Here is a 12665-nt window from a genome sequence, read left to right as displayed (position 1 = left end):
TTATTTTTGTAAGTTACACAGATTACTAAACATTACCTCATATTTACTAAATTTACTTATATTTTTTTCTTCTCATTCTTTTATATTGCTATATCCTTTTTTTATTAAAGATACATCATTCGCTGTCATATCGATTTTTAAATCTGGATTAATAATTATTGATTTTGCTATATTTTGAGGACTTGGTGGTAATATTTTTGCTGGATAACTAAATGTAGTTTCTTCACTTTCTGAGTATTCATCATGATTTAATTTATATAAAGTTGTTCAATTAAAAGCATTACCAGTTAAATAACCCATATTATTATAACGAAATTGTGCAATTGATATTTCATTATAATCACCTTGATAAGTAAATGGATTATCACTATAAAATGTATGTCTTTCTTCACCTTGATGTAATGATTGAGTTACAATTGTATCAATAATATAAGCATAATTTGAACCATCAATAACTCCATTACTTGTCGGATTTCATTGACAATCTTTATCTTCATGAGTTAATGGTGAAGAAATATCTAAAAATTCAGTATCTTCTGCCATTATATATACTTTATCATCTATTATATGATTAAAAATTTCTTTTGTTTTCTTTTGTGATAAGTCAACTGTACTTATTTGTTCTTTTACTTCTAACTTTTTACCAGTTTTAGCATCTCATGGATAAACACTTATTCTATCACTTAATTTCATTGTCATAGCAGTTGTTGAAACATTTGCACCTAATAATTTACCAATAGTAAAATCATTATCATTTGTAAATGCATTTAAAGGAATTAAACCACCATTACCAATAATACTTTCTAAATTACTTGTAAAAAATGCACTCATAAAACCATTAAAATATAACATTTTTTTATATTGTTGAGCATTTTGAGTAATAACTCAACTACTTCATATACCTAATGTTAAAGCATTTAATAATTTACCAATTAAAGGAATATCACTTAATGCAAATGGTAATCATTGTTGACTATCATAAGGCATTTGTATTAATGGACTAAATACTACACTATTAAAATTTAATATAGCAGACATATATTTTTGACTTATTTTACTATAATCTACAGTTGGACTTCCTATAATTAATCCACTTTCTGGGTCTTTATATTTAAAATTACTACTCATATCAACATTATAATTACCAGTTAAATTATTTATATTTCATTCACTATCTCAAAAGAATTTTGCTTCTCCTACTGATGTACCATTACTTAATCTTGCTTTATCTTTATCAAAAGATAACATACCTTTAAAATCTTTTGTTACAAATAAATTATCTTGAAAATTTAATGAAGTTTTTAATCATTCTGTAAAATTTTTAAAATTAGTAAATCCAGTAGGTTTAGCGTCCATAATATTATAAAATGTTGTTTCTGGATGACTACTTGTAGTTATTTTATCATTTATTCCAGCAAGTAAACCACCATTATTTTTAACTTCAGTTGTAGATTTTTCATTATTACCAGCAATAAATAATCTTCTTGAAGAAAATACTTTACTTTCAAATATTTCTTCATTATTTTGTTGTATTGGTTCTTGACCTTGAATTATTGGTCTTCCATAATAATAACAACTTGTTAATAATTCTAATCCATAACTTTGTCTATGACTATATCTTACTCCTATATCACGCATTAAAGTACGATTTAAAGTTACTTTTCCTTGTTGAATAGTAGGGGAAAGCATAACCACTACCTGGGCTTGCATATTGTACAAAATCAAGTGTATTTTGACCAGTAGAAACTACTCTATCATTTAAACTACTAAAAGTTAATACTTGCATACTAAATGCACCATTATAAGGACTATAATAATTTGTTACATTTGAAATATATAATAATTGTCTATCTTGATTTTTACCACTATTACCACCAATATTTTCATTTTCATCATTAAATACACAAAAAAATTGTAAATAATCATCAATTGTAATATGTTCTTCAAACATTACTAAAGTATATTGTCTTTTTGTTTGTACTGTTTTAAATATTTGATTATTTGGTAAATTACTAAAATCAACACCACTTGTATCATCAATTAAATAAGCATTTCAATAATCACCAATTTTATATTGTTTTGTATAAAATTCATCTTGACCATTAACTTTATGTATTTCTTCATTAATTTTACCTTTATTTTTTTGATATATTTTTGTACTATTTTTTCAAATACATACAACTGGAGTAGTACCAGTTAATATTAATTCATATTGACCAAAATCACTAATTTTACTATTAATTGGTTTATAACCAGTTTCAGTTAAAGGAATTGCTCCATTATTAATAACAAATGGAAATATTTTTCAATAACTACATCTCTTTATTAATTGTTGAGTTTGCTTTAATGCTAGATGTGCTTGTTTCATTAATTGAATTCTTACTGCGTTGTTCATTATCATTTGTATTATCTCCTAAATTTTTATTTAAAAATTTATTTTCATTAATAATATGTTCTAATTTTTGTTTTGCCATTAATGTATCAATATTTTCATATAAACTAATTGCTTCAACTATTGACATTGTTCCATTATTTAATCTACTATTAATTAATTCATCTTGTACTAATTGGTCAACCATAGCAATTGGTATAAATTCAAAACTATAAGGTCTTTCACCTTTACCATTTCATTTCTTTAATTTTTTTGCGTGATAAATAAATTTCTTTATTTTCTAGACTGACTTTTAATCTTCTTGTTCCATAAACTTCTTTATTTTGTTTAAAAGCACTAATAACAGCTTCATCATACATATTATTTTTGATTTTATCTTCTTTTTTCTTTAAATTAAAATAATATGTTGATTTAGAAAGTTTTAAAAAACGACAAATTGGACGAATTTTATATTTAGATTTATTATTTGTAATAATCTCTACTTTCTGCCTATTATTAGTGCTGCTTGCTTTAAAATATCATTCTCCATTCTTAATTGTTTTAATTCTTTATTTGCTTGAATTAATTGTTTTTCTAAATCCGAAAGATTATCTTTAGTTTTAAAACTGCCTGAATTTGTAAATTGCTTAATTCATTTATAAGTAGCTGCTCTTGTAACGTTGTATTCTTTAGCAAGGCAAGATACTGATTTGCCATTTTGATATAAAGATACTATTTGTTTTTTAAATTCATCATTATATGAGTTAATATTGGCCATAATTATATTTCCTTTCTTTTAACTAATTTGTTCACTTGTCTACGTAATTAGTGTCCAATAAAGTGTAACCCATCCAATTATATTACTTTTTATACTATTATCTTCTTCATTAATATCAAATTCATTTGGATAACTAACTTGTCAATGTTTATAAATTATTTCTGGTTTTACTAATGATTTTTCTAACATATGAGTTGAAATCACTGCTCTTGCATTATCATAATCTTTAATAAATTTTTTACGTCATGGATTACTTCTACGTCGGCAATCATAAACAAATTTTCTATCAATTCCAAGTGCATTATTTAATCCTTGTGGAGTTAATATAACCTTTTTAGTTCTTAAATAATTATCAATTTGAGTTTTATAATTAACACTTAATTTTTCACCATATTTTTTTTCTTTTTCTGGCATATTTATCACCTATATTTAAATATTTATATACTAATTATAACATTTTAACTAAATCATTTTCCAACACTCACCAGTTAATTATTGTTATACTCAAAGTCATGTATTTAGAAAGGAATAATATTATGATTTTACTTCCTGAACAATTTCCTCATAATCAGTTTAAAATTAGTCATGAAAAACAAATGTTATTAGATTATAAAAATGATTTAATTAAATATGATAAATATTGGTATGAAAATTACTATGATAAAAATAAATATAAATATGTTAAAACTGCTAAAAGAACTTTTACATCAATGTATGGAATAGTAAAAGATTTTTATAGAAAAGTATATCAACATAAAATTACTGGTGAATATTTATATCCATTAGATACATATATTAATATTGATAAAAATAAAAAATTTACTAATCAAGTAACAAAATCAATAATTTATGAAGCTGATTTTAATAATATTACATATCCTATAATTAAACATAATTTAAAAATAGATATATCTTTATCAACAATTTGTAGAAGAGTAAAAAAAAACTAATATATTTGTTCAAGAATTACCAAAAGAAAAAATAAAAATATTACCAACTGATTTTATTTATATTCAATCAGATGAATCATATAATAATTTAATTGATAATAAAAAGAAAAGAAAATTTAGACATAGAACAGTAAGTATAAGTACTGGTTTTGATTTAAATAAATCTACTGATAATAGACATGTTTTAGAAAATAAATATATTTTTGTTATATCAACTAGAAAAGGTCAAAGAATTAATAAAAAAGAATTTGGTAAATCTATAATAACTAATGTAGATAATATTTTTATTGGTTATACTAATGAAAATTTAAAATTAACGGGTGATGGTGCAACTTATCTTAAATCTACTGCTAATTATTTAAAAATTGATTATGCTGTAGATAAATGACATCCATTACAAAAATTAAAACAAGTATTTATTGTAGGAAAAGGTAAAAGAACAAAAGAAAATAATAAAAAATTAAATTATGCTTATTATAAATTATTTTTAAATGGTAATTATTATAAATTATTAGATTATTTAAAAGAAAATAATGCTGATGAAAAAATATATGAATATTTTAAAAATAATAAAAAAGGTATTGAAAATCAAAATGCTATTTGAAATATTGGTTGTAGTGCTGAAAGTGATGTTTATCATTTAATCAAATCAATATCTAATAATAATGCAAAAATTTATTCAAAAGAAGCATTTTTTAATTTATTAAAATTAAAACAAGCAAGAATTAATAAATTAAAAGTATTTGTTTAAATTTATAAAATTTAATAAATCTAAACCTAAATAGTTAGGAATTTTCATTTTATAAAAGTTAATAAAATCTATATTAAGACTTGACATTAACCCTAAATAGGGTTATAATATTTATAACTAGACTTGAAATACGCCCGATTACTCCAATTTTGAAAATGTTTCATGGTTATTAACCAAACAATTTTTAATTAATTTGTTATTAGAAACATGAGTATTAATTGAAAGCATAGTCCCTGAACTAGCAAAAAATGTTATAGTAAACATTGTTAATAATTTTTTAAAATGCATAAGTTTTTTTCCTCTTTTACTTTTTTATTATTTTTTTTAAATATTTATGTTTTTTATTTTATAAATTAATATCTACAAAAGATATATCTTTTGTAGATATTAATTTAAGTTTATAATTGAAAAAAATAATATACAACATTCTTTTAAATACTCTATTTTATTAGAAAGTATTAATAAAAAGGACACCTAAAAATATAATGTTTAGTTCTCATCAGTAGTAGTTTTATTTTTTAATGATGAAGAATCATTAACAACTAATTTATTTTTTTTATTTCCAACTTCATTTTTTGCATCTTTATGATCATGTCATCAATTAAGTAACAACGATAATGGTACTAAAATAATAATAAATATTAATAAACAACCAATACTTCATAAAATAGTCATTGGATTAGGATTAATAAGAATTTCTCTTAATCCTTTTATTGCATAACTAAATGGTAAAAAATTATACATTACTTGAAAAAACTTGGGTTCTAATTCAACAGGAAAAGTACCACTTGATGAAGAAAGTTGTAGTATTAAAAGAATAACAATTAAAAATCTACCCAAATCATGATTACGAAACATGTGAGCAATTGATTGAACAACCAAATCAAAAATAATTGCTATTAATCACATGTATAAAAACATTTGTCAAAATCGTTGTCATAAATCAATATTATTAAATAATAGTAATAATGAAGTTACTAAAATTGTTGACTGAATTAAACCAAAAATAATCATTCATGCTGATTTAGCTAAATAGTTTGATCAAAATTTAGTTTTTGGAATATCTTTATTTCTAATAAAAGTAAAAGTTAATAATAAAGTACCTACTCACATTCCAATACACATGAAATATGGACCCAAACCAAATCCATAAGGAGATTTATCTTGACCTTCAATATTAAAATTAAAATTAATAAAGTTAATAGGTGCCAATAAAGTATGATTCATTCAATAATCATGTTCTAAAACTTTAATATGTTTAATCTCTTCGTTTCTTGTTACACTATCAATATTATCATTAAATTGTTCAGCATGAGGACCTAAACCAGGAACAGCAATTGAAAGAATACCATAAATTTCTTTTAAAATTGGTTGTAAATGGTGATAACCTGAATCAGAAGCATCTTTATCTCAATAATCAAATACTTGATCACTAATAACAACAGGTAAAAACTTACTAAAATATTATCTTTTAATGCATTTAAAGCAAAATCATTAATTTCACCTAAAATCGGACTAACTTTATATGAAGCTTGTAAACTAATTTTTGGTCTAATAGTAATTTGATTAATAAGATTCCAAATTCTTTCTGGAGTTTTAATATTATCAATAACTACTTTAAAAGCTTGTTTAAAAAAATCATTAAAATCCTTAGTAAAACAACTATTAATAATAACTTCAGTTAAAAAAGTTTTGTCATTTTGATGTTGATAATAACTTTTTCAATCATCATAATAATAAACAGTAAATGTTTTTTTCTCATTGTTAATTTGTAAATCATTAATTTTAAATTCATAAGCACCACTACTATTAGGATTTTCATTATCCAAATTTAAATTATGTCGATTAATAACACTATTAATTCCTACTGCAGAACTATCGTTATTAACTAAAGCAATTGGTAAACGATTAATATTTCCCAATGGATTAAAAAAAAGCTCATAAAGCAATAAAAGCATATAAAAATGGAATAAAACATAGTGCAATACTTTTAATAATTGTTCTTTTATTTTTATAAATGTGTTTAGTCCCCACTGCTTTAAAAACCATTTTAAATTCTTGAATAGCAATTTTAAATTTATTTAAAATTTTTAACACTTTGTTACTCCTTAATAGATTATCTTTAATAAATTTAGTTATAATAATATTATAAATACATTTGATAAAAAGGGAGAAAAAAATATTATGTTGCAATTAACAATTAAAGGTAAACCCGTTCATATTAAAAATGAAATAATCAAAGTTGGAGATACTTTATCATTTTCTGCAGTTAATAAAACAATGGATAATATGAATTTAGAACAATTCACTAATAAATTTAAAATTATTTCTAGTGTACCAAGCATTGATACTAAAACTTGTGCTTTACAAACTATACACTTTAATAAAGAGGCTACTAAATTAAAAGATTTAGTTATCATTACTATTTCCAAAGATTTACCATTTGCTCAAAGTCGCTTTTGTGAAAAACTAAAAATGAATAATAATTTTCATATTTGAAGTGATTATCGTAATAATGAAAATAATTTTAGTAATACTACTAATTTATTAATTGATGAAATCCAATTATTAGCACGTACTATTATCATTGTTGATAAAAATAACAAAGTTATATATTTACAAATTGTTAAAGAAGTAACATTTGAACCAAACTATGATGAAGTTCTAAAATTTATTAAAACTTTAACATAAAAAAAATTAGGTAATATTTTTAAAATAAGTATTACCTAACTTTTTTTTATTTATCAGTAGACTTTTAAAAAACTATTTATTTTGAAAATCAACTACGACTTTTTGAAGTCTTATTTTGTTTTTCAGATTTTTCGAGGCTTTTTAATAATCTGTGTATCTTTGTTTTGCAAAGTACTAGTTCAGATTAATTCTGTCTTCAAATTTTATCATAAAATGAGCAATTGCTGTATTTCAATTTTGAATGGGCATTGTTCATTTTTTTGTTATATTTTCAATTGCTAAGTAAAATATTTTGAAAACTGCCATATCATTTGGAAAAACTTTTTTATTTCTGATGACTTTTCGTAATTGACTATTAACAGATTCAATAGAATTTGTAGTATAAATCACTCTTTTGATTTCTGGAGGATAACTAATAAAAATCATTAATTGGATCAATTTTTATATCAAGATTTAGCAATTTGAGGATAGTGTTTATTTCATTTACTTTCAAATGATTCTAAAGCTTGCATTGCTTGTTCTTCACTACATGCATTATAAATTGGCTTTAAATCTGTAACTAGTGATTTTCGATGTTTGTATGAAACATATTTTAAACTATTTCTGATTTGATGAACTATACATAATTGATGTTCAGTTTTAGGATAAACTGATTGTATTGCTTCTGACATGCCTGTTAAGTTGTCACTACAAGCAATAAGAATATCATTTAAGCCACGATTTTTCATTTCTGTGAAATTTGCTAATCAAAATTTAGCGCCTTCATTTTCACTAATTCATAAACCTAAAACATCTTTTTTACCTTCTAAATCAACACCTAAAGCTATATAAACTGATTTGTTAATAATGCGTTTATCTTGTCGTACTTTAACTACTATACAATCAAAATAAACAATGGGATAAATGCCTTCTAATGGTCTATTTTGTCATGCTTTGACATCATCAATAACATCATCAGTAATTTGACTAATAACACTTTCACTAATATCAGCACCATGATATAACTCTTGTAACTGCATTCTAATATCTGATAATGTCATACCTTTTGCATATAAGGAAAGAACTTGTTGATCAAAACCATCAAATCTTCTCTGTCTTTTTGGCACTATTACAGGAGTAAAATTACTATTACGATCTCGTGGTACATCAATCTCAATTTTACCTTGTTGAGTTATTAATTTTTTTGAACTTATACCATTACGAGCATTGTCACTATTACTATGTTGATTTTTTTCATATCCTAAATAATTTTGCATCTCAGAATTCAACATTTTTTCAACTAAACGTTTTGTTAATTCTTTATATAAACCCCCTTCTTTAAAAACTGTTGTTAAATCTTCAGTATTTTCTAATAATAAATCTACTGCTTTTGATATTGGATCATTATTATTAAAGTTATCTTTTTTAGCCATCTGTAACTCACTCTTTCTAGTCATTTAATTATATTTACTAGAATTAATTAAACATAGTTATTTTTGTAAGTTACACAGATTACTAAACATTACCAAGTTATTGAACTTGGTGTTTATGTTTAAATTTTATATTCATTTTTTATAATTATTTTGTTCTATAAAAAATAAGAACAATTTAATTATAACACTTTTATTTTATATTTAACACTTATTTAAGTTAAATATTTTCATTAAAATTATACAAATAAAATTGCTAAATAAACTGCACAATTGTGCAGTTTTAAAGTATTTAAGATTTACATTTTTTGTGATTTACTACTGGAACTTTGACCTTTACTTGTTGAAGCTTTATTATTTATTTTTTTAATTTCTTTGAATCCCAAAGAATTACCAACTTTTTGTTTTTCTGTTCATACTTCTTTCAACTGTTCTTGTTCTTTTTTTATAGTGTCTTCTTTTTCAAATCCAAGAGCATTGGCAACTCTTTCTCTTCTTTCTTTTTCCTTACTTTCTCCTCATGCTTTGTTTGTTTCTTCAGCTCTTTTTTTTCATGAATCTTTTTCCGCTTGACTTCATTTGTCATATGGTTCTCATGGCATAATTTATTTTTCCTCTCTTTATTATTTTTGAATATTTTTTTCTATCCTTAAAATACTCACAAAAAATTATATATTTTTAAAACTAAAAATGTGTAAAAAATAATAAAAAAATCACTATTTTGAAAAAATAGTGATTAAAACTTTATTAATTATGTTAATAAGCATTTTACTTTATTTCAGTTATGATTTGAAGTTGTTGCTAGTAGTTGTTCTTGTTGGTTTACTGTATTTCGTATAGATGAATCAAAATTTTGATTATTTTCTGATTTAATATCTAGATTTTCAGAAATATTGTTTAAATTATGATTTATTATGTTGTTACTTAGTTCGTTGGTATTTTTTTCTTTTCTGTTATCTAGTTCTTGTTTTAAAATCTTATATTGTGTTTCTAATTTTATTTCTTTTTTATCACTAGTAAGATTTTTAATTATTGCTTCACGCTCATTTTTTTCTTTAACTTTTTGGTTTGTACTTTTAAAATATTTATTTCTAAATCATGATTTAACTTTTTGTGTTGCATTTTCAAATATCGATGAAACTTCTTTGAAAATGAGACCTGCAACAGCAACAGAAACGGCAATTATAACTTTTATTTCAAGTAGTAATGCTGTTGCTGTTGCAGGTATAAGCGCAGGAATAACAAAAGTACAAATAGGAACTACAACTACAAGAAATAAAGTAATTCCAATAATAATACCTCATGTTTTTCATTCTTTTTTACTTGGTTTTAGTTTAAAATCTTGTTGTTGTTTTAAAAAATCTTTTGCTGTTATTTTTTTTAAATTTTGATTTTGTTCATCAATTAAAAAAATATTACTTTTATATTCATTTATATTTTTGTAGTATTTGGTTTGTTTTATTATTTTTAAACTATCATCATTAATATTATGAAAAGTTAATATTTCTTCAGTTATAGATTTATTTGCATTAACAAAAGTTGTAATAAAATATAGTTCATTATTAATAGGTAAAATTTCTTCGTGAATTTTTTCAATCCCTGTATCTTTTCTTTGCTTTTCATCATAAATTGTTATGGCATTATATTTAAATTTAGCCAAATTTACATTGCCTTGCTTTAGTTTTAATTCTTCATTTTCTTTTTTAAGTTGTTGAATTTCCTTTTTTAGTTCTTGAATTTTTCTTTGAACTTGTATTAGTTCTTCTGCATTTGGTTTTGGTAAATTTAAGTAATTAGTTAATTTTGTTCATATATCATTATTTGTTTCTTGCTCTTTTTCGTTATTTGTTAAACTAGTTGCAATTGGTTCTAAATTTTCTTGATTTATTTCTGATAGGTCATTATTAACTAGCTGATTATTAGCATCATCTTTTTCAATTATTTTATATGCTGAACCACCATGTCTACTTTTTTCTATAACTTCAATGTTTGTTTGTTTTTTAATTTCTTCTATGGATTTATTTTTTGATAGAAAATTATATGTTTGTGATTTAGTCTTATCTATTGTTGCCATTTTAATATCTCCTGTTTAAAACATTAAAACCCAGTTACTTTTAAAATAAAGTAATGGGTTAAAACTTATATATTGGATAATAACTATATGTTATCAAATTTTGTGTATTTTACAATTAGTTAAAGTTTTAACCAAAAATTATTAAATATTTCAATGTGATGTTGTTCTAGTTTTCAGTTATATGCTTTGATTTGTTCATCAACGAATTTTCTCATGTTTTCATTTGGAACTAATCAAAGTATGTGAATGTTTTGTAGTAAATAACTGCGTAAGTTATTTAATTTCAATTTGAATTTGTCTTTTGATTTGCGTGTTCTTTCAAGTTCAATAATCATATCTTTGTTTTCATAATGAACTAGTAAGTCGGGATATCCTTGTTTACTTTTAGTATTTCCTCAAACATCTTTTATCAAATGACCCTCTGCTTTTAGTTCTTTTTCAGTTTGATATGAAATGATATCAGTTTCTTGACAAAGTCATTTTATAAGTAAATTTTGATGAGTTAGTTCGTTGTAATTAATTTTAATTATTTTATTTCCTTGTCCTAGTTTTTGATTTCCTAAACTTGAAAGCATATAATAATTCTTTCTTGTTAACTTATCAATTCGAATTAATTTTTTAGAAACTAAATATTTTAATAAACTATTAATTGCTTCCGCTTCTTTATTCAGAAGTAGCGAAAGTTCTTCTTTGTTTAAATATCCTCAACGATTTATAATATTAAGGATTTTTATTTGTTCCATATTATGTCACCTCCTAGTGGCTAATGTGATAACTTTTTGTAAAAGTTTTCTTTTTGGGAGCGTTTTTCAAACGCGGACTTTTTCTTTTTAAAAAGAAAAAGTCTTTTTTTCTCTCTCCCACCCGTAACATCTGACCACTCTCTTTCATAAGGTTACGTTGGGAGAGAGTGGTCAGATGTTTTAAAGGTTGATAAATCCTTTAAAGGGTGGGAGAAAATCAATAATTTCATAAGCCAACTAGTTGGCTTAGTTTTGGCCTACTTTTGGCTTATTTTTAGTTAATATAAATAAGTTAAAAATTAAAAATATTTTTGAATTTATTTTTCTCTTTCATAATTTTTAATATCAATTTTCTTGATAAATTGATTTGCATTTGTTAGTAATATTTTGCAATATGCTTGACCAGTTTTCTGTCTCTCTGTCTCTGTCTCTCTGTCTCTGTCTCTCTGTCTCTGTCTCTCTGTCTCTGTCTCTCTGTCTCTGTCTCTCTGTCTCTGTCTCTCTGTCTCTGTCTCTCTGTCTCTGTCTCTCTGTCTCTGTCTCTCTGTCTCTGTCTCTCTGTCTCTGTCTCTCTGTCTCTGTCTCTCTGTCTCTGTCTCTCTGTCTCTGTCTCTCTGTCTCTGTCTCTCTGTCCTCTGTCTCTCTGTCTCTGTCTCTCTGTCTCTCTCTCTGTCTCTGTCTCTCTGTCCCTGTCTCTCTGCCTCTGTCTCTCTGTCTTTGTCTCTGTCTCTCTGTCTATGTCTCTCTGTCTCTGTCTCTCTGTCTCTGTCTCTCTGTCTCTGTCTCTCTGTCTCTGTCTCTCTGTCTCTGTCTCTCTGTCTCTGTCTCTCTGTCTCTGTCTCTCTGTCTCTGTCCTCTCTGTCTCTGTCTCTCTGTCTCTGTCTCTCTGTCTCTGTCT

General features: G+C 24.1%; 16 protein-coding genes and 1 pseudogene. 2 read left to right on the top strand and 15 right to left on the bottom strand.

Features of this window, described 5'->3' with window-relative positions:
* From ACI2WJ_RS06785 to ACI2WJ_RS06760, 6 genes are all read right to left on the bottom strand, one after another.
* Entirely contained in the window at positions 1-1689 is a 1689-nt protein-coding gene (locus ACI2WJ_RS06785; protein ID WP_400255271.1) for a hypothetical protein, read from the bottom strand.
* On the bottom strand, positions 1613-2401 hold the full coding sequence (locus ACI2WJ_RS06780; protein ID WP_400255270.1) for a hypothetical protein: 789 nt from the start codon (positions 2399-2401) through the stop codon (positions 1613-1615). Before ACI2WJ_RS06780 ends, ACI2WJ_RS06785 begins: the two co-directional genes overlap by 77 nt.
* Positions 2313-2579, bottom strand: coding sequence for a hypothetical protein (locus tag ACI2WJ_RS06775; protein WP_400255269.1), 267 nt, complete (start codon positions 2577-2579; stop codon positions 2313-2315). The genes ACI2WJ_RS06780 and ACI2WJ_RS06775 overlap by 89 nt, the downstream gene beginning before the upstream one ends.
* Before the next feature lie 40 nt (positions 2580-2619).
* Positions 2620-2751, bottom strand: coding sequence for a hypothetical protein (locus ACI2WJ_RS06770; protein WP_400255268.1), 132 nt, complete (start codon positions 2749-2751; stop codon positions 2620-2622).
* A 119-nt stretch (positions 2752-2870) separates the two neighbouring features.
* Complete coding sequence (locus ACI2WJ_RS06765) at positions 2871-3149, bottom strand: transposase (protein WP_400254803.1); 279 nt, start codon at positions 3147-3149, stop codon at positions 2871-2873.
* 39 nt (positions 3150-3188) lie between these two features.
* Entirely contained in the window at positions 3189-3563 is a 375-nt protein-coding gene (locus tag ACI2WJ_RS06760) for a hypothetical protein (protein WP_400255267.1), read from the bottom strand.
* A gap of 98 nt (positions 3564-3661) precedes the next feature.
* On the opposite strand from ACI2WJ_RS06760, the gene ACI2WJ_RS06755 reads away from it, so the two are divergent.
* Positions 3662-4099 carry a hypothetical protein gene (locus ACI2WJ_RS06755; protein WP_400255266.1) on the top strand — a complete coding sequence of 146 codons (438 nt, stop codon included), beginning with the start codon at positions 3662-3664 and terminating at the stop codon, positions 4097-4099.
* Positions 4100-4988: 889 nt separating this feature from the next.
* Here the strand turns inward: ACI2WJ_RS06755 and ACI2WJ_RS06750 are convergent.
* From ACI2WJ_RS06750 to ACI2WJ_RS06735, 4 genes are all read right to left on the bottom strand, one after another.
* Entirely contained in the window at positions 4989-5138 is a 150-nt protein-coding gene (locus tag ACI2WJ_RS06750) for a hypothetical protein (protein WP_400255265.1), read from the bottom strand.
* Between the two features lie 201 nt (positions 5139-5339).
* Positions 5340-6062: a YhgE/Pip family protein gene (locus ACI2WJ_RS06745; protein ID WP_400255264.1), complete on the bottom strand. Its 723-nt coding sequence runs from the start codon at positions 6060-6062 to the stop codon at positions 5340-5342.
* Positions 6063-6211: 149 nt separating this feature from the next.
* The gene (locus ACI2WJ_RS06740) at positions 6212-6772 is read right to left on the bottom strand and encodes a hypothetical protein (protein WP_400255263.1); all 561 of its coding nucleotides are present in this window, start codon (positions 6770-6772) and stop codon (positions 6212-6214) included.
* Between the two features lie 4 nt (positions 6773-6776).
* Positions 6777-6947, bottom strand: a complete 171-nt coding sequence (locus ACI2WJ_RS06735; protein WP_400255262.1) for a hypothetical protein — start codon at positions 6945-6947, stop codon at positions 6777-6779.
* Between the two features lie 87 nt (positions 6948-7034).
* Here ACI2WJ_RS06735 and tpx point away from each other — a divergent pair, with 87 nt between their 5' ends.
* On the top strand, positions 7035-7541 hold the full coding sequence (tpx, locus tag ACI2WJ_RS06730) for a thiol peroxidase (protein ID WP_400255261.1): 507 nt from the start codon (positions 7035-7037) through the stop codon (positions 7539-7541).
* 174 nt (positions 7542-7715) lie between these two features.
* Here the strand turns inward: tpx and ACI2WJ_RS06725 are convergent.
* The 5 genes and pseudogenes from ACI2WJ_RS06725 to ACI2WJ_RS06705 all read right to left on the bottom strand — a co-directional run.
* A pseudogene (locus ACI2WJ_RS06725) lies at positions 7716-8953 on the bottom strand (IS256 family transposase).
* Between the two features lie 296 nt (positions 8954-9249).
* Positions 9250-9552 carry a hypothetical protein gene (locus tag ACI2WJ_RS06720; protein ID WP_400254443.1) on the bottom strand — a complete coding sequence of 101 codons (303 nt, stop codon included), beginning with the start codon at positions 9550-9552 and terminating at the stop codon, positions 9250-9252.
* 149 nt (positions 9553-9701) lie between these two features.
* Positions 9702-11024 carry a hypothetical protein gene (locus ACI2WJ_RS06715; protein WP_400254442.1) on the bottom strand — a complete coding sequence of 441 codons (1323 nt, stop codon included), beginning with the start codon at positions 11022-11024 and terminating at the stop codon, positions 9702-9704.
* A gap of 119 nt (positions 11025-11143) precedes the next feature.
* Complete coding sequence (locus ACI2WJ_RS06710; protein ID WP_400254441.1) at positions 11144-11767, bottom strand: hypothetical protein; 624 nt, start codon at positions 11765-11767, stop codon at positions 11144-11146.
* A 317-nt stretch (positions 11768-12084) separates the two neighbouring features.
* Positions 12085-12665 (bottom strand): hypothetical protein (locus tag ACI2WJ_RS06705; RefSeq protein WP_400255260.1); only part of this gene is annotated, 581 nt, incomplete at its 5' end.

It is taken from the genome of Spiroplasma endosymbiont of Cleonymus obscurus, assembly GCF_964273375.1.
Lineage (GTDB): Bacteria > Bacillota_I > Bacilli_A > Mycoplasmatales > VBWQ01 > Spiroplasma_E.
The sequence above is the reverse complement of the archived record's forward strand: the minus strand, read 5'-3'. Positions and strand labels throughout refer to the sequence as shown.